Origin of the sequence: Pseudomonas sp. NDM, from assembly GCF_003105095.1 — a bacterium.
Taxonomy (GTDB): domain Bacteria; phylum Pseudomonadota; class Gammaproteobacteria; order Pseudomonadales; family Pseudomonadaceae; genus Aquipseudomonas; species Aquipseudomonas moraviensis_A.
The window spans coordinates 1-21574 of the sequence record NZ_QETJ01000087.1; the positions used below are offsets into that span (position 1 = coordinate 1).

Consider the following 21574-nt stretch of genomic DNA (forward strand, 5'->3'; position numbering starts at 1 on the left):
GCTCGCGAAGGCGATTTGGCATGCACTTCACATCTCTGGTGAGGCTCGTTCAGAACATCCGGCGCAGGCGTGCAAGTGGGACTGTACGCAAAGTACGGAGTGTTCGGCGTAACCAAGTCAGATCATGCGTTCGTTTGCGCGCGGCAACGGGCGCTTTGGTCTTGCCGATATGCACGGCAAAATCCCGCGCGAGAGTTTCTTCCGTCCCAATGCCTTTGAGCTTTTTGAGCAACCTGCCGTTTTTGTAGAACAGCACTGTAGGCGTGCCGGTCACGTTCGGATGGCGAGGCGATTGGCTGGTGTTGAGCATATAGATGTTGGCGCGCAGCCGGTAAGGCTCGGCAATCTGCCGAAAGATCGGCCCTGCCCATTCGCAGGCGGGGCAGTGTTCATTGGCGAAATAAAGAATGACCGGGCGCCAGGTTTTCAGGGCTTTGCGGTAAGTGGCAGGCAATGTGAAAAGAGGAATGTATGCGCTCATCAGGATCTCCTTTTCGACTGCGGCGATGCCTGCCACGCTAAATCAACCTCTACTTGACCACCACTGTCAGAGTTGACAGGTGACATTTGGCTATTTTGGTGCGCCGCGCCCTTGCATGTGGCGCGAATACCCGCCGGTTGTAGCCAAAGGTAGCGCGCGCTCAAAGCGCGCCCGGTAACCGCAGAATTACTTTCATCGCATCCACCTGATTTCCAAAAGATTTCATTGCGCTGCAGATTCCTTCTACAGCCTGTGGCACACTTTCTGCTGTCTATTCCGTAGTAACAAACCGTGTTCCGGTATAGCGGAATAAACACAATTCTGGAGTGCTTGCCATGCATCGCCGTCCTTCGTTATTCAAAGCGTGTGTTTTTGTTCTTGCAGCTTCTTCTTCGCTCGTCGGCCTGGTCCAAGCGGCTGACAGCAAGCTCGACAGTGTTCTCGCCCGTGGCAAGTTGATCGTAGGCACCGGCAGCACCAATGCGCCGTGGCACTTTCAAGGCGCGGACGGCAAGTTGCAGGGTTTTGATATCGACATCGCCAGGATGGTGGCCAAGGGGTTGTTCAATGACCCGAGCAAAGTCGAGTTCGTGGTGCAGTCGTCCGATGCGCGGATTCCCAATCTGCTGACCGACAAGGTCGACATGAGCTGCCAGTTCATCACCGTCACCGCCAGCCGTGCGCAGCAAGTGGCGTTCACCCTGCCGTATTACCGCGAAGGTGTCGGCCTGCTGTTGCCGAACAACAGCAAGTACAAGGAAATCGAAGACCTGCAAGCGGCAGGCGATGACGTCACCGTGGCGGTGCTGCAGAACGTGTACGCCGAAGAATTGGTGCATCAGGCGCTGCCCAAGGCCAAGGTCGATCAGTACGACAGCGTTGACCTGATGTATCAGGCGGTGAACTCCGGCCGTGCCGATGCCGCCGCCACCGATCAGTCTTCGGTCAAATACCTGATGGTGCAGAACCCTGGCCGTTACCGCAGCCCGAGCTATGCCTGGAGCCCACAGACCTATGCCTGTGCGGTCAAGCGCGGCGATCAGGACTGGCTGAACTTCGTCAACACCGCGCTGCATGAAGCCATGACCGGCGTTGAATTCCCGACCTACGCGGCATCATTCAAGCAATGGTTCGGCGTGGACCTGCCATCTCCAGCCATCGGTTTCCCAGTCGAATTCAAATGATCCCGTGAGAGTGGGGCGGTTACCGTCGCCCCGCTCAAGGTACTGCTGACCATGAACTATCAGTTGAACTTTGCCGCCGTGTGGCGCGATTTCGACACCTTGCTGGCGGGGCTCGGTCTGGGCTTGCAGTTGGCGCTGGTGTCGATCGCCATCGGCTGCGTGATCGGCATGCTGATGGCGTTTGCCTTGCTGTCGAAGCATCGCGCCTTGCGGGTGCTGGCCTCGGTGTACGTCACGGTGGTGCGTAATACGCCGATCCTCGTATTGATTCTGTTGATCTACTTTGCACTGCCAAGCCTCGGGATTCGTCTGGACAAGATTCCCTCGTTCATCATCACGCTGTCGCTGTATGCCGGCGCGTACCTGACCGAAGTGTTCCGTGGCGGCTTGCTGAGCATCCCCAAAGGGCAGCGCGAAGCTGGCCTGGCGATCGGCCTCGGCGAGTGGCAAGTGAAAGCCTACGTCACCGTGCCGGTGATGCTGCGCAACGTCTTGCCGGCGCTGTCGAACAACTTCATTTCGCTGTTCAAGGACACTTCGCTGGCCGCTGCGATTGCAGTGCCGGAGCTGACCTATTACGCGCGCAAGATCAACGTCGAAAGCTACCGGGTGATCGAAACCTGGCTGGTGACCACGGCGTTGTATGTCGCGGCCTGTTACCTCATTGCCATGCTGCTGCGTTACCTCGAGCAGCGTCTGGCGATCCGTCGATAGGAGGCTGCGATGTACCAATCTCCCAGTTGGTTGCATGAATTGTGGCTCGCCCGCGAGCCGTTGTGGCAGGGCTTTCTGACCAGTGTGCAAGTCTCGGCGCTGGCCATAGTCCTGGGCACTTTGCTCGGTGTGGTTGCCGGTCTGGTGCTGACTTATGGCAAGTTCTGGATGCGCGCACCGTTCCGCGTTTACGTCGATCTGATTCGCGGCACGCCAGTCTTCGTGCTGGTGCTGGCCTGCTTTTACATGGCGCCGGCGCTCGGTTGGCAGATCAGCGCGTTTCAGGCCGGTGCCCTGGGCCTGACGCTGTTCTGCGGCTCCCACGTCGCCGAAATCGTGCGCGGCGCGCTGCAAGCCTTACCGCGCGGGCAGATGGAGGCGGGCAAAGCCATCGGCCTGACGTTCTACCAATCCCTTGGCTACGTATTGTTGCCTCAGGCATTGCGGCAGATCCTGCCGACCTGGGTCAATTCGTCGACCGAAATCGTCAAAGCCTCGACTTTGCTTTCGGTGATCGGCGTCGCCGAACTGCTGCTCAGCACCCAACAGATCATCGCCCGGAACTTCATGACGCTGGAGTTCTACCTGTTCGCCGGTTTTCTGTTCTTCGTCATCAACTACGGCATCGAATTACTCGGCCGGCACATTGAAAAGCGGGTGGCCCTGCCATGACTCAAGCTCAAGTTGCTCCACAGGATCAGGCGCTGCTGGACATTCGCGGCCTGCACAAACAGTACGGCGCGGTGGAAGTGCTCAAAGGTGTCGACCTGAGCATGCAGCGCGGCAACGTTGTCACCCTGATCGGCTCCAGCGGTTCGGGCAAGACCACGCTGCTGCGTTGCGTGAACATGCTCGAAGAATTCCAGGGCGGGCAGATCCTGCTCGACGGCGAGTCCATCGGCTACGACGAGGTCAACGGCAAACGCGTGCGTCATCCTGAAAAAGTCATTGCTCGCCATCGCGCGATGACTGGCATGGCCTTCCAGCAGTTCAACCTGTTTCCGCACCTGACCGCGTTGCAGAACGTCACGTTGGGCCTGCTCAAGGTGAAGAAGATGCACAAGGATGAAGCCGTGGTGCTCGCCGAAAAATGGCTGGAGCGTGTCGGCCTGCTGGAGCGGCGCAATCACTTTCCCGGTCAGTTGTCCGGCGGCCAGCAACAGCGGGTGGCCATCGCCCGGGCGATTGCGATGAACCCGAGCCTGATGCTCTTCGACGAAGTCACTTCGGCCCTCGACCCGGAGCTGGTCGGTGAGGTGCTCAATGTCATCAAGGGTCTGGCCGAAGACGGCATGACCATGTTGCTGGTGACCCACGAAATGCGGTTTGCCTTCGAGGTCTCGGACAAGATCGTTTTCATGAATCAAGGGCGCATCGAAGAGCAGGGACCTCCCAAGGAACTGTTCGAACGCCCGCAATCGCCGCGTCTGGCGGAATTTCTCAAGAGCACGCGGTTTTGAATCTGTACTTTTGCAATCAGGAGAAACACCCATGAGCATTACGCGTTACGGCACCGGCAGCACCGCCGCCGGCGGCCAGCCTCGTCCATTTGCCCGCGCTGTCGAAGCGGATGGCTGGCTGCACGTGTCCGGTCAGGTACCGGCGGTGGACGGCGAGATCATTGTCGGCGGCATCGTCGAGCAGACCCACCAGACCATGAAGAACCTGGTCGCGATTCTCGAAGAGGCCGGTTATGGCCTTGAAGACGTGGTCCGTGCCGGTGTGTGGCTGGACGATCCACGGGATTTCAGCAGCTTCAACAAGGTTTTCGCCGAGTATTTCAAACCCGAACACGCCCCGGCGCGCGCCTGTGTGCAGGCGAGCATGATGGTGGATTGCAAGGTTGAGATTGACTGCATTGCCTACAAGAAAAAGGCCTGATACACCGCGGCTCTTGTAGGAGCTGCCGAAGGCTGCGATCTTTTGGCATTTTTGGATGCGCCAGAAAGGCAAGATCAAAAGATCGCAGCCTGCGGCAGCTCCTACAGGGAATATCGAGTGAGTAATGACATGACCGAAGACACCATCAAGCGCCGGGCACGCGGTCTGGACCGGGCGTTCGATATCCTCGATTTTCTCAAGGAAATCGGCCAGCCCTTGCGCCCCAATGATATCGCCAACGGCATTGGCAGTCCGAAATCCACGGTCTACGAACTGGTCGCCTCCTTGCTGGAGCGGCGCATTCTGGAGCCAGTGGGCAAGGACGGTCACGTCTATCTGGGCCGCCAGTTGTACTTCCTCGGTCAGGCCCATCTGCGTCATTTCGATCTCAGCCGCGAGGCCGATCAGGCCTTGCAGGAGATCGTCAGCCAGACCCGCGAAACCGCGCAGATGTGCCTGCTGAACGGGCGCAAATATACGGTCGCGTTGATGAAGGAGGGTGAGCGGCATTTCCGCATCTCCTCCGACATCGGTGAAAACGCGCCGATCCCGTGGACCGCCTCCGGGCGCCTGCTGCTCGCGCACTTGAGCGATCAGCAGATCATCGACCTGATCGACGAGGACGACTACATCCTGCCCGACGGCGAGCGCCTGCCGCTGGAACGCTTTCTGGCGGAGATTCGTCAGGCCGGCATCGATGGCTTTTTCTCCTTCGACAGCGTCGCCGACACCTTCACCCATTGCTTCGCCGCGCCGGTCAAAGACCCGCAGGGCGTGGCGATTTGTACCCTGTGCATCGTCGCTCCGCGCGCCGATGCGAAAAACAACTACAACGACTATCGCCGGGTGCTGATCGAAAGCGCCAACAGCCTCGCCCGGCGTATCAACGAATAACCGCGGCTGCCTGCGGCCGCGACTGTGAGGATTGGACCATGACCACTGCCATCAACTCTGCCGTAGACAAAGGTGACGCCGCGATTGGCGCGCAACTGACCCGCGACGTCAGCCTGCCCGCGCTGGTGCTGCACCGCGAGGCGCTGGAGCACAATATTCGCTGGATGCAGAAATTTGTCAGCGACAGCGGCGCCGAACTCGCGCCCCACGGCAAAACCAGCATGACCCCGGCGCTGTTCAAGCGGCAGTTCGACGCGGGTGCCTGGGGCATCACTCTCGCCAGCGCCACCCAGACCCGCGCCGCTTACGCCCATGGCGTGCGCCGGGTGTTGATGGCCAATCAACTGGTCGGCACGCCGAACATGGCGTTGATTGCCGATCTGCTCGCTGATCCGACGTTCGATTTCCATTGCATGGTCGATCACCCGGACAACGTCGCCGACCTCGGGGCTTACTTCGCGGCCCGTGGGGTCAGGCTCAACGTGATGATCGAATACGGCGTGGTCGGCGGGCGCTGCGGTTGCCGCAGCGAGCAGGAAGTCATCGAGCTGGCCAAGGCCATCGATGCGCAACCGGCGCTGGCCCTGACCGGTATCGAAGGTTATGAGGGCGTGATCCACGGCGATCACGCGGTCAGCGGCATTCGCGAATTTGCCGCGTCGCTGGTACGCCTGGCCGTGCAGTTGCAGGACAGCGGCGCTTTCGCAATCGCCAAACCGATCATCACCGCATCGGGTTCGGCCTGGTATGACCTGATTGCCGAATCCTTCGAAACGCAGAACGCCGCTGGGCGTTTCCTCAGCGTGTTGCGCCCGGGCAGTTACGTGGCGCACGACCATGGCATCTACAAAGAAGCGCAGTGCTGCGTGCTCGAGCGTCGCAGCGATCTCCACGAAGGCCTGCGCCCGGCGCTGGAAGTCTGGGCCCATGTGCAATCGTTGCCGGAACCGGGTTTTGCGGTGATCGCCCTGGGCAAACGTGACGTCGCATTCGATGCCGGTCTGCCGGTGCCGCTGTTGCGCTACAAGGCCGGCGTGGTGCCGGCGGTGGGGGATGATGTCGGTGCGTGCAAGGTCACGGCGGTGATGGATCAGCATGCATTCATGACCGTGGCACCGGGTGTAGAACTGCGGGTCGGCGACATCATTTCCTTTGGTACTTCGCATCCGTGCCTGACGTTCGACAAATGGCGTGTTGGGTTGCTGGTGGATGATCAGTTGGCGGTCATCGAGACCATGGAAACTTGCTTCTAAGGCTTGAGATTGCGTTGCGGCGGCTGATCGCGAGCAGGCTCACTCCTACATTTGGAACGCATTTCAATTGTAGGAGTGAGCCTGCTCGCGATAGCACCAGAACAGCCACCACCGAACCCCCAGAGATCCCACCCGATGAAAATCCCCCGCAACACCCCGCGCATCGCCCTGATCGGCGAATGCATGATCGAACTGCAACAACGTGCCGACGGCAGTCTGCAGCAAAGTTTTGGTGGCGATACCCTCAATACCGCGGTGTACCTGTCCCGCGCCATGGGCGACAAGGCGCAGGTCGATTACGTCACTGCGCTGGGCGATGACAGTTTCAGCGACGCCATGTGCCAGATCTGGCGCAGCGAGGGCATCGGCCTGGACAGGGTGCAACGCTTGCCGGGCCGTTTGCCCGGTTTGTACTGCATCCAGACCGATGCCAACGGCGAGCGGCGATTTCTGTACTGGCGCAACGAAGCGGCGGTACGCGATTGCTTTACCACGCCCGCGGCCGAGCCGATCCTCGCGGCGCTGCCGGACTACGACGTGCTGTATTTCAGCGGCATCACCCTCGCCGTACTCGGCATGCAAGGCCGCGCCCGACTGATCAAGACGTTGAGCGAAGCGCGGCAGCGCGATGCGCGCATCGTGTTCGACAACAACTATCGCCCACGCCTGTGGGCGTCGGTGGAGGAGGCGCGGGCGGCGTATCGCAGCGTCCTGCCTTATGTCGATCTGGCGTTGCTGACCGTGGATGATGAACAGGCGTTGTTCGGGTTTGCCGATGCGCAAGAGGTGTTCGCCGCCTACGCGCAGTTCGGCACACCGGAGGTGGTACTCAAGCGTGGCGCCGAGGCGTGCCTGATTCGTTGCGAGGGGGAGACGTTTGAAGTGCCGGCGCACAAGGTCGACAAGGTAGTCGACACCACGGCGGCGGGGGATTCGTTCAGCGCCGCGTATCTGGCCAGGCGCTTGCTCGGCGGCAGTCCGGCAGAGGCCGCGCAGGCGGGGCATGAATTGGCCAGCCGGGTGATACAGGTGCCCGGAGCGCTGATCCCCCGAACTTGAAATGCAATTCCTGTAGGAGCTGCCGAAGGCTGCGATCTTTTGATCTGGATCCGCAAAAGCAAGATCAAAAGATCGCAGCCTCGTTGCACTCGTCAGCTCCTACAGCGAGCAGCGATCAATCCCGATAAAACACCTGCACCAGGTGATAGCCAAACTTGCTCTTGATCGGCCCATGCACGGTGCGCAGCGGTTTCTTGAAGATCACCGCGTCAATCGCGCCGACCATCTGTCCCGGGCGCACTTCACCCAGATCGCCGCCGCGTTTGCCGGACGGGCAGGTCGAGAATTTCTTCGCCAGGACATCGAACGCTTCGCCCTTGGCGATGCGCTGTTTGAGTTGTTCGGCCTCTTCGGCGGTTTTCACCAGAATGTGGCGGGCTTGGGCTTTCATCGTGCAATACCTGATAACGGGGTGACAGCGGGGCGCGCGATTATGCCCCAACTCACGGCCTCGGGTTGCTCAACTTGCGGATCTTGCTTGCCAGCACTTCAAGGACGAAGGGTTTGGCGACCATGTCCATGCCTTCTTCGAGAAAGCCGTGACGCTCGGCAGCAATCTGCGCATAGCCGGTCATGAACAACACTTTCAGACTCGGACGATGCTGGCGAGCGATCTCGGCCAACTGGCGGCCGTTCATGCCGGGCAGCCCGACATCGGTGACCAGCAGATCGACGCGTTGTGCGGATTCGAGCAAGGGCAGGGCGGTCTGGGCGTTCTCCGCTTCGACGGTTTTGTAGCCCAGTTCCTTGAGCAGATCGAGCACCAGCATGCGCACTGCCGGGTCATCCTCGACCACGATCGCGGTCTCGCCGGAGGATGAAGCGGCGATCGGCTCGGCGGTTTCGATTGAGGAGGTTTCGGCTGTCGGCTCCAGCAAACGCGGCAAGTACAGGCGCACGCAAGTGCCTTGGCCCGGCACACTGTCGAGGCTTACATGTCCGCCGGACTGCTGGGCGAATCCGTAAATCATCGACAACCCCAGGCCGGTGCCCTGGCCGATCGGTTTGGTGGTGAAAAACGGATCGAACGCCTTGGCCCGAATCGACGGGGTCATGCCGGTGCCATTGTCACTGACCGCGAGCATCACGTATTCCCCGGCCTTCACCGGCTCGAGAATGGTGATGTCGCTGCTGTCGAGATACACGTTCGCGGTCTGGATAAGTAACGTGCCGCCTTCCGGCATCGCATCGCGGGCGTTGATCACCAGATTGAGCAGAGCATTTTCCAACTGACTGACGTCGGTGCTGACCGGCCACACATCGTCGGGCAGGCGCAGTTGCAGATCGATCGGATCGCCCTTGGTGCGGCGGATCAGGTCTTCCAGCGAATGCACCAGCTCGTTGACGTTCAGTTGCTTGCGATCCAGCGACTGGCGCCGCGAGAACGCCAGCAAACGATGGGTCAGCGCCGCCGCGCGATTGGCCGATGAGACCGCCGCTTCGGTGAAACGGCCGATCTCGTCGGCGCGACCATTGGCGATGTAGCGCTGCATCAGGTCGAGACTGCCGATGATGCCGGTGAGCATGTTATTGAAGTCGTGGGCGATGCCGCCGGTGAGCTGGCCGACAGCCTCCATTTTTTGCGCGTGACGCAAGGCATCTTCCGCGCGCTCGCGTTCGAACATCTCGTTCTGCAGACGCTGATTGGCCTGGGCCAGTTGTTCGGTGCGTGCGCTGACCCGCTCTTCAAGCGTTTCATTGAGATTGCGCAAGGCTTCTTCGGTTTTCTTGCGTTCGGTTTCGTCGATCACAAAGATGTAGAAGCCGTTCACCGTACCGTCCGCGCCATGACGTGGCAGATAGTTCATCAAGGCATGACGGATGCTGCCATCGCGGTGTGGGGTGTAGAAACTGAAAGAACAGGAGCGTCCGGCCAGCGCTTCGGCAATGTACGGTGCGCGCAGGAAGTAGGCTTCTTCGCCAACCACTTCGCGGATCGTGCGCCCGTACAATTCCTGCGGCGTCAGGCCGTACCAATCGAGGTACGCCGCGTTGTTCAGGCGAAAACGCTCTTCGGCGTCGACATAGCTGATCAGGATCGGCATGGCGTTGATGATCAGCTGCAGCTCGGTCTGGCTCTGACGCAGCGCCTGTTCGGTGTGTTTGCGTTCGGTCAGGTCCAGCGCCGCGCCGAGAAAGCGCATGGGTCGACCGTGATGATCCTTGTAGCAGCGCCCGCGCGCGAAGACCCAGCGCAGCGTGCCGTCGGCTTGCAACAGGCGGTACTCCTCGGCGTACTCGGTGCCGTTCGTGATGCAGTACTTGATGCCGCGCGCGACCATGGCGCGGTCTTCCGGGTGCACGCCGTGCAGGTAGTCGCTGATCGGCAGCTGTGCGGCGGCGGCTGGATCGACACCGTGCAGTTCGGCAAAGTGCGCGTCGGCAATGAAACGGTCTTCGCCAATGTCCCAGTCCCACGTGCCGACGGCATCAGCCGCGGCCAGGGCCAGTTGCAGGCGTTCTTCGGACTGACGCTGGGCCTTGAGGCTTTCCTCGGAGCGGCGCTGCAATTCCAGGGCGATGCGTCGGCGTTCGTTGGTTTCGATGGCCGTGATCAGAATTCCCGCCACTTGTACGCTTTCATCACGAATCGGACTGTAGGTCAGATCCAGCCAGAAATCGGTTTTTTTGCCGTCGCGCTGCACCGTGAAACGCCGCTCACTGAAGCTGCGAACCTGTCCCTGCAACACCGCCTGATAAATCGGCTCGGAAAAATCCCGCACTTCCGGCCAGACCTCATGCGTCGGCTGTCCGAACGCTTGCGGATGTTTGCTGCCGGCGAGCAGGGCGAAACCATTGTTGTAGATCTGCGTCAGCTCAGGGCCCCATAACAGCAGCATCGGCATCGGTGAATGAATCACGATATCCACTGCCGTGCGCAGGCTCTGCGGCCAGGTGCCGGCAGCGCCCAGCGGGCTGCGGCTCCAGTCGGTGCGGGCAATCAGGGCCTGAGCGTCATCGGTGGTGGGTACAGCATTCATGTTTCAATCCTGAGCGTGGTTCGGTGAGACGAGGTCTATCATTGTTGCAGGAGCCGCGCCAAGCGTAGGCCAAATCTGCTCATCCAATGCTTCGCGGGTGCTTTCAGCCATGGAAATCGATGCACTGTTATCAACATTGTCGCAAAAAAACGGTTCGGATCTGTTCCTCTCCACCGGCGCACCGCCCAGCGCGCGCGTTGACGGTGTGCTGACGGCATTGAACGATCAGCCATTCAAACCCGGCGAAACCGCGGCAATCGCCACCTCCCTGATGGACGCTGAGCAGCGCCGGGAGTTCGACCGGGATCTGGAAATGAACCTGGCAATCTCCCGAACGGGCGTCGGGCGGTTCCGGGTGAACATTTTCAAGCAGCGCAACGACGTCTCGATCGTCATCCGCAACGTCAAACTCGACATCCCGCGATTCGAAGACTTGAAGCTGCCGCCAGTGTTGCTCGAGACGGTGATGCTCAAACGCGGCCTGATTCTCTTCGTCGGCGCCACCAGTTCAGGCAAGTCAACCTCGCTGGCCGCCCTGATCGACCACCGCAACCGCCACAGTGCCGGGCACATCGTGACCATCGAGGACCCGATCGAATATATCCATCGGCACAAGCGTTCGATCATCAACCAGCGTGAAGTCGGCGTCGACACGCGCAGCTTTCATGCCGCGCTGAAGAACACCCTGCGCCAGGCCCCGGACGTCGTATTGATCGGCGAAATCCGTGATCGCGAAACCATGGAACATGCATTGTCATTCGCCGATACCGGGCATCTGGTGCTGTCGACGTTGCACGCGACCAATGCCAATCAGGCACTCGATCGAATCATCAATATGTTTCCCGAGGAGCGGCGCGAGCAGCTTTTGCAAACCCTGGGCAACAACCTGAAGGCTTGTGTATCGCAAAGACTTGTACGCACGGTTGACGGGCAGAGAAGAGCAGCGGTGGAAGTCATGCTGGGGAATCCGACTATTGAAGATCACATTCGGAGAAATGAGTTGGGTGAGTTGAAAGGCATAATGGAAAAATCCATCGATTTGGGTATGCAGACCTTTGATGGTGCTCTTTACAACCTGGTTCTGGAGGGGGCGATCACTATGGAAGAAGCATTCAAGAATGCAGACTCCATAAATAACATCAGGCTGCGATTAAAACTTTCCGGCGAATCAATTGATGCGCAGGGGCGCCATTCTGGCGGCTGGAGTTTGTTGGAGTAAAAAATCGTGTAGTTGCAGTTGTTGTTTTAAGTGTTGAGAAATATCGGTTAATAAACCTTCGCTTGAAGGTTTAATGCGTTTGTTTAAGGTTGCGTTCGTTGTTTAATTGTTGAATAAAGGACGCAATATGAGAGTAAGAAGTGTTTTTGAACAAAGCGCTGTGTTGACCGCAGAAGATAATAATTTCTGCTCGGAGGCTGATCAGTTTGAGCGGGCAGAGATTGTAAGTCGAATTTCCGGTAGTTATCAGGCCGGTTCGTCTTTACCGGATTTTGAGATGTTAAGTCTGGATTTACAGCCAGGTTCATCCATGCATTATGTGCAAAAACCTTTTAGCGATCTGCTCGCGAAGTGTGTAAATCGTTACGAACCGGGCGCGATTGCAATACTCAAGGGCGATGGGTTGTTAATGGCTGATGGGCTTGAGCAGGTGGCGGCTAGAATCAAGTCCGCGCCCGAAGCTCATGACGATTTTGAAGTGCTCAAAGACGGCCTCAATCTGACCGGAGGTCAAATCTGGTCGAATGGAAAGGCGAGTTACGCACAGTGGTTGCGCTTTCATGGTTTGCATGTCCCTACAGACATTGATCAACTGACGAAGTTGGTGGAATTTTTGACCTTGAGGTGGTCAGCAGCGGATCAGCTTCCCGATTACTGGGAGTGTATCAATGGCGGCGTGATCACATTGACCGCTGAAGAATGTAAAGAAATTCGTGATTTGACGACGGAGTTTTTTTCAGGCTCTTTGCTGGACATCTTGTATGAGCAGATCAAGCCGAAGTTGGCGGATCGCATTTCTTGGGAAAGTGCAGGTGATGTTGTTGCCCAGTTGATAGGCCATCAGTATTCACAGGCTCAGGCCAAGCGCTATATCGAAAGGTTGGCGTGGTGGGGGGCAAATAGTGATGAGGCGCTGGACAGTCAAAGACGTTCATCCGTCCTGTACACTGCGATTATTCTTCAGCTTGATCCGTTGATCGGTACCCAGCATAGGAGAAACTGTATTGCTGGTTTCGATATCTATGACCCCGAAACAGCGGCTGATCAATCTTTGAGTGTTGTCCGGGAAAACATTGAGAGTCACCTTGTTGACAGCAAGAAAATTTCTCGCCTGCTTGTTCCACTGGCATCTCACTTACTATTGTCTTCCATCGCCCCGGCGTTGCTGGTTAAAAACATTCCGGCATGGCTTACTGCGGGCTCTATAAGTTGGGTGGTTTTTTCGCAAACGGTTAGCTCTATCGAAATGACTGCCAAAGGCGCATCGCGCCTTATGACATATGACCAGGTTATGAAATTTGCTGATCTGGAATCGATCAGTAAATCAATTAGCGCTCTGCAGGGTCTGGCTTTGATCGATGCCGCTACGGACTGGGGGTTGATCAATGAGGTGATCACGCCCGAGGACATACAGACAACTATTGGAGAAGCAACGCAACGGGCAATGAATGCCTATCAAAACCACGTGGAGACTATTGTCAAAGGCACCAAAGCCTTCACTGCCCCCGTGCCAAATCGCAGGCGGATTGCTTTGGCCGCTCTGGAGCCGGCGCTGCCGAATTGCGATTTTCTGGAAGAGCCGATACTTCGCCCGAATACGTTTTCCGATTTGAGGCACTCTATACTCGAGTTGCAAATAGAGGACGAACTTGCTTCCGGCCAGTGGGACTGGAATAAACAACCCCACATACTTACTCAGTATCCACTGCTGCAATACTGTACTCCCACCCGAGTCGCCTTTTTGGCAGAGACGCGCGAGTATCACAAAAATATTCATGCCGCCATGGAAACAAACATAAAAATGGCGCTGGCGGGTATGCCACGTCAAGACCGGGATGTATTTGAAAGGAGCAGAATTACATTCTTTACAGTCCGTCGAACCGCCGGGACATTTATTCATGAGCCGGTAGATCACAGACAGACAAGTGCCGAACGGCAGGAAACGAAAGTTGTAGAGATCCAGGCTGATAAAGATCGTGCCCGAGGTCGATTTGCGCTGATAATGATCGCATCCCATGGCAATAATGAACTTCTATGCTACGAAATGTTCAGCTTGTTGGGTGAGTGTCGTAGAAATGATGCGCTGGGGGCTTTGATAAAGAATACCGGCAAAATGAGTATGCCATCCAGGCTGGATTATAAGGGCGGGCTTAACGACAAACATCCTCCAGTCCCAGAAACGCATAACGTCCCGATCGACATAAGCAGCTATATGAACGGTACTCAAGCGAACCCGAATTCAGCAGGTTCGATGATAATCGAGAAGCTCGGCACGATCGCAGCACCAATCATCGAGTCTGGCAGCAAAAAAAGTTATTATCAATACTTCATCAGTGCACAGGCGCAGAATATTGCGAAGTTCATAGTCGCCAATCGTCCTATTGGCAGCGTAGATGAGCTGCTGGAGACATTTACTGATCTTACGGAGAAAGAGAAAAAAGCGCGGCAATACGATGAGGCGGTAACGTTTGTAATCGATCTGATTGTGCCGTTCAAAAAATGCATCGAGGACCTGGCGTCCGGAGAAAGAAATAAAGTTGTCGATGGTATCTACGGTTGTTCCATGGACGCTATTGGTGTTTTGTTTACGCTTGTAGGTGCTCCGGTCAAGGTGCTTAATATCGCTACAAAGTCGATATCGCAGACTGCCAAACTTGCTAAATTCCTGAAGTATGGTTTGCAATTGGCGGTCTCGACCTTCAATCCGATTGATGGGTTACCCTCGACGGGTTACAAAATTTCTAAAATATTAATCAGAAATGGATTGAGCTTGGCGCCCAAGGGGTTGAGGCTTCTAGATGCTGCTTCCTCGCAACTGAAAAACTTCACGGGGGGCAGACATTCCACTGATTTGATTCAGGCTGCCAGCCTTCCAGCGCTCGGGCAGGGGAAGTGGCGACCTCGCAGCGGGGCTCTTACTGCGCTGAGTGTCAGTGCATTCAAGAAAAGTAATCATTGGTATGCGCTCACCCGGAGCGGTAAGCCTTGGGGAAAAAAGCTGCCGAACTTCGAATTCAAGTGTTCGTTTACTCTCCCAAGTGTACGACCAGAAAGTCTTACGAAACATATCATCGAACACGGCCTGCGCATTTCTAAGCAGAAGTTGGATTCCGCAATTACTGTATTGACGAACTCCCGGATCAATCTGGATACCGACCTGGCGATCGGTCTGTTTTTGGGGACTACGGACAATGGTCGCTCGAAGATCGAGGCACTACTAAAGACTGTAAGACTCGACTTTGCAGGGGTTTCCGCCAGTAATTTCTTTCTTGATCCGCTTAAGACTGATGATCAGGTCGTCAGTGTCGATGTCAATCAATACAACGAGTGGAAAAAAGCAGAGTTGCATGCTCGGAATGAAGTGCAGTTCATGACCGTTAACAATCAGAATCTCAATATGGGTTTTGAATTCAGCAGATTCAATTATGGAGCAGTTGCCGATGATCTGTTACATGAGATGTGTCGAGCACAGGCCGGAACGGTAGATTACGCTTATGCTCCGGCGGCAATACGAAACAAGACTCAGCACTGTGACGTTAGCCGGTTATTGAATTTCGCTGCAGGGCACATACCTTATATTGGCCCGGCTGCTGGCGATGGTAGCGCTTTGCAAAACGCGGACTCGATTGCAATGCTGGTAGCTTTGCTCAGCCAGAAAGAGTCTGATCCATCAGAATTCAATATGAACATGACACGTCTGAAGGCTGCAGTTAAAAGGAGCGCCGGGCGAAAGATTACCGAGGAAGTCTGGTTGAATCTCAACGATTAAACGTCCAGACCATTCCCGGGCTTTTAGCCTTTGGCTCGCGAATGGTCACCTTGACCTTTGCAATATTCACTGCTCAAGCTCCCACCGATCCCGAAACTGCTCCAGCGCTTCGGGATTGGCCAGCGCATCGGTATTTTTTACCGGTCGCCCATGCACCATCTCGCGCACAGCCAGTTCCACGACCTTGCCGCTGATGGTGCGTGGAATGTCTGTCACCGCCACAATTTTCGCCGGTACATGCCTTGGGGTAGTGTTGGCGCGGATCACCTGACGGATGCGCTGCTCCAGTGCTTCATCCAGTTCCAGCCCTTCGCGCAACCTGACAAACAGCACAACCCGCACGTCATCCTGCCACTGCTGACCGATGGCGACGCTGTCCTGTACCTCGGTGATCTTCTCGACCTGACGATAGATTTCCGCTGTACCGATGCGCACGCCACCCGGATTCAGCACCGCGTCCGAGCGGCCATGGATCATTATTGCGCCATGGGGCAATTGTTCGGCGTAGTCACCCTGCGCCCAGAAGCCGGGAAAGAGACTGAAATAGGACTGGCGCAGTTTTGTGCCGTCAGGATCATTCCACAACCCGATCGGCATCGCCGGAAAATGCCGGGTGCAGACCAGTTCTCCTTTTTCACCGATCACCGGCTGACCAGCGTCGTTCCACACCTCGACGGCCATCCCCAGGCTCTTGCCCATGATTTCTCCGCGGCGGACCGGTGACAGCGGATTGCCGTTGACGAAGCAGGAAACGATGTCCGTGCCACCGGACATCGACGCCAGGCATACGTCAGTTTTGAAGTCGCGATAAACGAAATCATAGCTTTGCGGCGACAGCGCCGAGCCCGTACACAGCAGTGTTTTCAAGCTGCTCAAGTCATGACTGTCACGGGGTCTGGCGCCGCCGCTTTCCAATGTGGCGAGGAACTTGGGACTGGTGCCAAACACGCTGATGCGCTCGTCGTCGATCAGGTCGAGCAGACGCTGAGGGTCCGGGTGGAACGGCGAGCCGTCGTAGAGCACCACGGCGCTGCCCACCGCGAGTGCCGAGACCAGCCAGTTCCACATCATCCAGCCGCAGGTCGTGTAGTAGAACAAGCGATCACCAGGGCCGAGGTCGCAGTGCAAACCATGCTCTTTGACGAGTTGCAGCAGCACGCCGCCGGTGCTGTGGACGATGCATTTCGGCACGCCAGTGGTGCCGCTGGAGTACAGCACGTAGAGCGGATGGTTGAACGGCACCGGGGTGAAATCCGGCTCGCCACCCGGTTCGTAGAAGTCTTGCCACAGAGTGACTTCGGCGTCGGTCTGGTAGTCGTCGATGCGGGCTTGCGGACGGGCGTACGGCACGATGATCAACTGCTGCAGCGACGGCAGTTGCGCCAGGATTTCGTTGAGCTTTGCGGTCTGATCGAGGGTTTTTCCGGCGTATTGATAACCCGCGCAGGTGAGCAGCAGTTTCGGTTCGATCTGGCCAAAGCGATCGATCACGCCGTGGGTACCAAAGTCTGGTGACGAGCACGACCAGATCGCGCCAAGGCTGGTAGTGGCCAGCATCGCCACCAGTGTTTGCCAAGTGTTGGGCATGCACGCGGCAACGCGATCGCCGTATCCAATGCCCACCGCGCGCAGGCTGGCCTGGAAGCCTGCCACGTGTTCGGCCAGTTCGGCCCAGGTCAGTTGCTCGCGCTGGCCATTTTCCGCAACGGCGAACACCGCCACGGCATCGTCGCGACGGCGCAGCAGGTGTTCGGCAAAGTTCAGCGTCGCGCCGGGAAACCACTCGGCGCTGGGCATCTGCGCACCTTCGTGGAAAACGGCGTCGGGTCGGGTATGGAAGCGGATGTCGAAGAAATCGACGATCGCCTGCCAGAAATCGCCGCGCTGATCGATGCTCCATTGGTGCAGGGCAGGGTAGTCATCGAGCTGCAGCGAATGCCGCTGATTGATCTCGCGCCGAAACACGTCCATACGCGAACGGGCGATACGCTGCGGGTCGGGTTGCCAGAGGATGTCGGACATGGGTTGGCTCTTCTTATCTGATTCGTACAGGCCACGGAAATCATCTCCTGTGGGAGCGAGCCTGCTCGCGAAAGCGTTGTGTCAGAATCCCGAACTGTGTCTGATTTACCGCTATCGCGAGCAGGCTCACTCCTACAGGAGGCAAGGCGGATTATTGCGCCAACCATCCGCCATCAATATTCCACGCCGCCCCGCGCACCTGGCTGCCAGCCTCGCTGCACAAAAACAGTACCAGCTCACCCAGATGCTCCGGCGTAACGAACTCCAGCGAAGGCTGTTTCTCGGCGAGCAGGTCATGCTGCGCCTGCTGCGGATCGACGCCCTTGGCCGCACGATCATCGATCTGCTTCTGCACCAGCGGCGTCAACACCCAGCCCGGACAGATCGCGTTGCAGGTGACATGGCTGGTCGCGGTTTCCAGCCCGACCACTTTGGTCAGGCCGATCACACCATGTTTGGCGGCGACATACGCGGCTTTGCCGGTGGAGCCGACCTGGCCATGCACCGACGCGATATTGATGATCCGTCCCCAGTTTTTCTCGCGCATGCCCGGCAAGCTCAAGCGAGTGCTGTGAAACACCGATGACAGGTTGATCGCGATGATCGAATCCCAGCGCTCGACTGGAAATTCTTCCACCGCCGCCACGTGTTGAATACCTGCGTTGTTGACCAGAATGTCGACGCCGCCAAACTCACGCTCGGCGTAAGCGATCATGTCGGCAATCTGCGCCGGGTCGCTGACATCGGCGGGATGATGGCCGACCTTGCCGCCGAACCGAGCGACCTCGGCAATCACCTTCGAGGCGTCGCCGAAACCATTGAGAATCAGGTTGGCGCCGGCCTGCGCCAGGCTCAGCGCGATGCCCAGGCCGATGCCGCTGGTGGAGCCGGTTACCAGCGCTGTCTTGCCGGAAAGAGTGGTCATGAATACCTCACACAATGCCAGTGGCGTAGAAAGTGCCGATCACCACGAAAACCGCCAGGGTCTTGATCAGCGTAATACAGAAAATGTCTTTATAGGCTTCACGGTGGGTCAGCCCGGTCACCGCCAGCAGCGTGATCACCGCGCCGTTGTGCGGCAGGGTGTCCATGCCGCCACTGGCCATCGCGGCCACGCGGTGCAGCACTTCCAGCGGAATATTCGCCGCATGCGCCGCACTGATGAACTGCTCGGACATCGCCGCCAGCGCAATGCTCATGCCGCCCGAAGCCGAACCGGTGATGCCGGCGAGCAGCGTCACGGTGATGGCTTCGTTGACCAGTGGATTGGGGATCTGCTTGAGCCAGTCGGCCAACACCAGAAAGCCGGGCAGTGAGGCGATGACCGCACCAAAACCGTATTCGGACGCGGTGTTCATCGCCGCCAGCAACGCACCGCTGACTGCGCTTTTGCTGCCTTCGGCAAGCTTGCTGCGAATCGCCTGAAAGCCGAACGCCAACACCATGAGGATGCCGACCAGCAGCGCAGCCTGCACCGCCCAGATCGCCGTGAGCTTGGCGATCTCGGTCGTGACTGGCGCGGCCATGCCCGGCAGTGCGAGGCTGTGGGTCTTGCCATACCACTGCGGAATCCACTGGGTGAACAGCAGGTTCATGATCCCGACCGCCAGCAATGGCGACAGCGCGATCCACGGGTTCGGCAGCTGGAGGTCTTCAGCAGTTTCCGGTTCGTTGCGCAGTTCGGTGCCATAGCCTTCACCGGCACGCTGCGCCTTGTTGCGCTGGCGCTGCAAAAACAGCATGCCGGCGCAGAACACGAATATCGTGCCGATCACGCCCAGCCACGGCGCCGCCCATGCGGTGGTATTGAAAAACGTGCTGGGGATGATGTTCTGGATCTGCGGCGTGCCGGGCAGGGCGTCCATGGTGAACGAGAACGCACCGAGCGCGATGGTCGCCGGGATCAAGCGCTTGGGAATATTGCTTTGGCGAAACATCTCGGCGGCGAACGGGTACACCGCAAACACCACGACAAATAACGACACGCCGCCGTAAGTCAGCAGGGCGCAAACCAGCACGATCACCAGCATCGCTTGCCGGGTGCCGAGCAAGCGAATCGCGGCGGCGACAATCGACCGCGAGAAGCCGGACAGTTCGATCAGCTTGCCGAACACTGCGCCGAGCAGGAACACGGGAAAGTAGAGCTTGATGAAACCGACCATCTTGTCCATGAACACCCCGGTAAACGCGGGCGCGACGGCGGATGGATCGGTGAGCAGGACCGCGCCTAGGGCGGCGATCGGGGCGAAGAGGATAACGCTGTAGCCACGGTAGGCGGCGAGCATCAGCAGCGTCAGCGCTGCCAGGGCAATGATCACACTCATGGTGTGTCTCTCCAGGATTGTTGTTTTTATGGGTGGAACGGGTGGAGAGGCTGTAGCGATTACTGTGCCAAAACCCTAACCGATTGATATCTATGAATATTCTCTACGGCAAGGTCAGCATCTTGAGTAATTTGTCTCTATTCTGAGACCGATAGAAGATCGCAGCCTTCGGCAGCTCCTACACGGAAGGTCGTATTTACCCTGTAGGAGCTGCCGAAGGCTGCGATCTTTTGATCTTGAAAAACCTATCTAAAAAAAGAGATTGCTGTCTCTTTAGCGAGACTCAAACGATTCCCAACGCCAGCATTTTCTTGTACAGCGTCGACCGCCCCAGCCCCAACCGAGCTGCAGCCTCCGGCACTTTCCCCTCGCATTGCGCCAGGGCCGACTCAATCAACTGCCGATCAAATCGCGCTCGCGCCTGGGCGAATGTCTCACCCACGGCTGCTTGTACGCCCGGATCGGCCGTGCGCTCAACCGGGGTGAACGACCCAATCGCCCCGCGAATATCCTGCTCGGTCAGCAGTAAGTCATCACTGAGCAGCGCCGCCCGTTCAAGCACATTGCGCAACTCGCGAATGTTGCCCGGCCACGCATGCTGGCCGAGCAGCGCCAGCGCATCGCGGTGCAACTCATGCTGGCTGCGCAGCTCCTCCAGAATCGCCTCGCTCAGCGCGGGCAGGTCATCAAGCCGTTCACGCAGCGGCGGCACCTGGATTGGCAGAACGTTGAGGCGGTAGTACAAATCGGCGCGAAATTCGCCACGCTTGATCGCCGCCTGCAAATCTGTCGAAGTCGCGGCGATCACCCGCACATCGCTCTGAATCACTTCATTGGAGCCGACCGGTTCGAATTCCTTTTCCTGCAAAACCCGCAGCAGTTTGCTTTGCAGCGGCAGCGGCATATCGCCGATCTCGTCGAGAAACAGCGTGCCGCCCTGAGCGATCTGCAATTTGCCGGTACGGCCCTTGCGATCAGCACCAGTAAACGCGCCCGGTGCCGTGCCGAAGAACTCGGCCTCCAGCAAAGCCTCCGGAATGGCCGCGCTGTTGATGCTGACGAAGGCTTTGTGCGCCCGTGGCGAGGCGCTGTGAATGGCTTGCGCAAGCAATTCCTTGCCGGTGCCGGTTTCGCCGAGCAGCAACACCGGCGAATCAGCGCTGGCACTGCGCCGGGCGCGGCGTTTGACTTCGAGGCTGGCAGCGCTGGTGCCGATGAAATGGGCGAAGTTGTATTTAGTCTGCCGCGCACGCAGCAGCGAGCGGGTCGAGGCCAGTTCTTCCTGCATGCTCAGGTAGCGCTTGAGCATCGGCGACAACGTGCGCAATTCGTCGAACAGAGCAAAACCGATGGCGCCGATCACACTGCCGGCGTCGTCATGGATGGGCAGGCGCATCACCACCAGCGGTTCCTTCGGTGTGTCCTGCATGTCCAGCAGAATGGGGCGACCGGTGCGCACCACTTCGCGCAGCAGGCTGCCGGGGATCACGCTTTCGCAGGGTTTGCCGATGGCGCCTGCCGCAGATTCAAGACCAAAGCGCCGGGCGTAGCGCTCATTCATCCAGACGATGTTCGCATCGCGATCGACAATCACCGTGCCTTCACTGGACTGCTCGATGATCTCGAACAGCGAACGGATCGCCAGAGTGCGAACCCGTTGATAGTCCTTGAGGCTTTCGGTGGTGTTCATCGAGTCTGGTCCTGATTGTATGTTGCCAGTGACGGCCCCTTCGCGAGCAGGCTCGCTCCCACGGGGGGACTGCATTCCAATGTGGGAGCGAGCCTGCTCGCGA

General features: G+C 58.0%; 17 protein-coding genes. 10 read left to right on the forward strand and 7 right to left on the reverse strand.

The features are described 5' to 3' along the window. Positions 1–49: 49 nt before the first annotated feature. Positions 50–481, reverse strand: a complete 432-nt coding sequence (locus DCO47_RS17350) for a co-chaperone YbbN (RefSeq protein WP_064361772.1) — start codon at positions 479–481, stop codon at positions 50–52. Positions 482–816: 335 nt separating this feature from the next. Between DCO47_RS17350 and DCO47_RS17355 the strand changes: the two genes are divergently transcribed. The 8 genes from DCO47_RS17355 to DCO47_RS17390 all read left to right on the forward strand — a co-directional run bounded on the left by DCO47_RS17355 (position 817) and on the right by DCO47_RS17390 (position 7466). Beyond that, positions 817–1665 (forward strand): transporter substrate-binding domain-containing protein, encoded by an 849-nt coding sequence (locus DCO47_RS17355; RefSeq protein WP_064361771.1) that lies wholly within the window; start codon positions 817–819, stop codon positions 1663–1665. A 51-nt stretch (positions 1666–1716) separates the two neighbouring features. Continuing rightward, positions 1717–2379: an amino acid ABC transporter permease gene (locus DCO47_RS17360; protein ID WP_116658545.1), complete on the forward strand. Its 663-nt coding sequence runs from the start codon at positions 1717–1719 to the stop codon at positions 2377–2379. Positions 2380–2388: 9 nt separating this feature from the next. Further along, a complete protein-coding gene (locus tag DCO47_RS17365; RefSeq protein WP_042610356.1) occupies positions 2389–3051 on the forward strand; it encodes an amino acid ABC transporter permease in 663 nt (220 codons plus the stop codon). After that, complete coding sequence (locus DCO47_RS17370) at positions 3048–3839, forward strand: amino acid ABC transporter ATP-binding protein (RefSeq protein ID WP_116658546.1); 792 nt, start codon at positions 3048–3050, stop codon at positions 3837–3839. The genes DCO47_RS17365 and DCO47_RS17370 overlap by 4 nt, the downstream gene beginning before the upstream one ends. A gap of 31 nt (positions 3840–3870) precedes the next feature. Then, entirely contained in the window at positions 3871–4260 is a 390-nt protein-coding gene (locus tag DCO47_RS17375; protein WP_042610358.1) for a RidA family protein, read from the forward strand. 129 nt (positions 4261–4389) lie between these two features. Next, positions 4390–5154 (forward strand): IclR family transcriptional regulator, encoded by a 765-nt coding sequence (locus tag DCO47_RS17380; protein ID WP_042610359.1) that lies wholly within the window; start codon positions 4390–4392, stop codon positions 5152–5154. Positions 5155–5192: 38 nt separating this feature from the next. After that, the gene (locus DCO47_RS17385; protein ID WP_064361769.1) at positions 5193–6407 is read left to right on the forward strand and encodes an amino acid deaminase; all 1215 of its coding nucleotides are present in this window, start codon (positions 5193–5195) and stop codon (positions 6405–6407) included. Between the two features lie 135 nt (positions 6408–6542). Further along, positions 6543–7466 carry a sugar kinase gene (locus DCO47_RS17390; RefSeq protein WP_116658547.1) on the forward strand — a complete coding sequence of 308 codons (924 nt, stop codon included), beginning with the start codon at positions 6543–6545 and terminating at the stop codon, positions 7464–7466. A gap of 115 nt (positions 7467–7581) precedes the next feature. On the opposite strand, the gene DCO47_RS17395 is transcribed toward DCO47_RS17390, so the two are convergent. Together DCO47_RS17395 and DCO47_RS17400 are read right to left on the reverse strand one after the other, a co-directional pair. Further along, positions 7582–7857, reverse strand: a complete 276-nt coding sequence (locus DCO47_RS17395; protein WP_007912322.1) for a peptidylprolyl isomerase — start codon at positions 7855–7857, stop codon at positions 7582–7584. A gap of 52 nt (positions 7858–7909) precedes the next feature. Next, the gene (locus tag DCO47_RS17400) at positions 7910–10447 is read right to left on the reverse strand and encodes a PAS domain-containing protein (protein ID WP_116658548.1); all 2538 of its coding nucleotides are present in this window, start codon (positions 10445–10447) and stop codon (positions 7910–7912) included. A 109-nt stretch (positions 10448–10556) separates the two neighbouring features. Here DCO47_RS17400 and DCO47_RS17405 point away from each other — a divergent pair, with 109 nt between their 5' ends. Then, entirely contained in the window at positions 10557–11666 is a 1110-nt protein-coding gene (locus DCO47_RS17405; RefSeq protein ID WP_042610363.1) for a PilT/PilU family type 4a pilus ATPase, read from the forward strand. 127 nt (positions 11667–11793) lie between these two features. Then, the gene (locus DCO47_RS17410; protein ID WP_133247411.1) at positions 11794–15435 is read left to right on the forward strand and encodes a hypothetical protein; all 3642 of its coding nucleotides are present in this window, start codon (positions 11794–11796) and stop codon (positions 15433–15435) included. A 66-nt stretch (positions 15436–15501) separates the two neighbouring features. Here the strand turns inward: DCO47_RS17410 and DCO47_RS17415 are convergent, their stop codons facing one another. The 4 genes from DCO47_RS17415 to DCO47_RS17430 form a co-directional block, all read right to left on the reverse strand. Continuing rightward, positions 15502–17457, reverse strand: coding sequence for an acetoacetate--CoA ligase (locus tag DCO47_RS17415; RefSeq protein ID WP_116658550.1), 1956 nt, complete (start codon positions 17455–17457; stop codon positions 15502–15504). Positions 17458–17608: 151 nt separating this feature from the next. Further along, a complete protein-coding gene (gene hbdH / locus DCO47_RS17420) occupies positions 17609–18382 on the reverse strand; it encodes a 3-hydroxybutyrate dehydrogenase (RefSeq protein WP_064361762.1) in 774 nt (257 codons plus the stop codon). A 7-nt stretch (positions 18383–18389) separates the two neighbouring features. Next, entirely contained in the window at positions 18390–19781 is a 1392-nt protein-coding gene (locus DCO47_RS17425) for a GntP family permease (protein ID WP_065617212.1), read from the reverse strand. Positions 19782–20064: 283 nt separating this feature from the next. Beyond that, entirely contained in the window at positions 20065–21471 is a 1407-nt protein-coding gene (locus DCO47_RS17430; RefSeq protein WP_116658551.1) for a sigma-54-dependent Fis family transcriptional regulator, read from the reverse strand. Positions 21472–21574: the final 103 nt, after the last annotated feature.

Excerpts from the sequence above, each read along its gene's own strand:
- DCO47_RS17350 (WP_064361772.1), bottom strand. The coding sequence starts at position 481 with ATGAGCGCATACATTCCTCTTTTCACATTGCCTGCCACTTACCGCAAA.
- DCO47_RS17355 (WP_064361771.1), top strand. The coding sequence starts at position 817 with ATGCATCGCCGTCCTTCGTTATTCAAAGCGTGTGTTTTTGTTCTTGCA.
- DCO47_RS17360 (WP_116658545.1), top strand. The coding sequence starts at position 1,717 with ATGAACTATCAGTTGAACTTTGCCGCCGTGTGGCGCGATTTCGACACC.
- DCO47_RS17365 (WP_042610356.1), top strand. The coding sequence starts at position 2,389 with ATGTACCAATCTCCCAGTTGGTTGCATGAATTGTGGCTCGCCCGCGAG.
- DCO47_RS17370 (WP_116658546.1), top strand. The coding sequence starts at position 3,048 with ATGACTCAAGCTCAAGTTGCTCCACAGGATCAGGCGCTGCTGGACATT.
- DCO47_RS17375 (WP_042610358.1), top strand. The coding sequence starts at position 3,871 with ATGAGCATTACGCGTTACGGCACCGGCAGCACCGCCGCCGGCGGCCAG.
- DCO47_RS17380 (WP_042610359.1), top strand. The coding sequence starts at position 4,390 with ATGACCGAAGACACCATCAAGCGCCGGGCACGCGGTCTGGACCGGGCG.
- DCO47_RS17385 (WP_064361769.1), top strand. The coding sequence starts at position 5,193 with ATGACCACTGCCATCAACTCTGCCGTAGACAAAGGTGACGCCGCGATT.
- DCO47_RS17390 (WP_116658547.1), top strand. The coding sequence starts at position 6,543 with ATGAAAATCCCCCGCAACACCCCGCGCATCGCCCTGATCGGCGAATGC.
- DCO47_RS17395 (WP_007912322.1), bottom strand. The coding sequence starts at position 7,857 with ATGAAAGCCCAAGCCCGCCACATTCTGGTGAAAACCGCCGAAGAGGCC.
- DCO47_RS17400 (WP_116658548.1), bottom strand. The coding sequence starts at position 10,447 with ATGAATGCTGTACCCACCACCGATGACGCTCAGGCCCTGATTGCCCGC.
- DCO47_RS17405 (WP_042610363.1), top strand. The coding sequence starts at position 10,557 with ATGGAAATCGATGCACTGTTATCAACATTGTCGCAAAAAAACGGTTCG.
- DCO47_RS17410 (WP_133247411.1), top strand. The coding sequence starts at position 11,794 with ATGAGAGTAAGAAGTGTTTTTGAACAAAGCGCTGTGTTGACCGCAGAA.
- DCO47_RS17415 (WP_116658550.1), bottom strand. The coding sequence starts at position 17,457 with ATGTCCGACATCCTCTGGCAACCCGACCCGCAGCGTATCGCCCGTTCG.
- hbdH (WP_064361762.1), bottom strand. The coding sequence starts at position 18,382 with ATGACCACTCTTTCCGGCAAGACAGCGCTGGTAACCGGCTCCACCAGC.
- DCO47_RS17425 (WP_065617212.1), bottom strand. The coding sequence starts at position 19,781 with ATGAGTGTGATCATTGCCCTGGCAGCGCTGACGCTGCTGATGCTCGCC.
- DCO47_RS17430 (WP_116658551.1), bottom strand. The coding sequence starts at position 21,471 with ATGAACACCACCGAAAGCCTCAAGGACTATCAACGGGTTCGCACTCTG.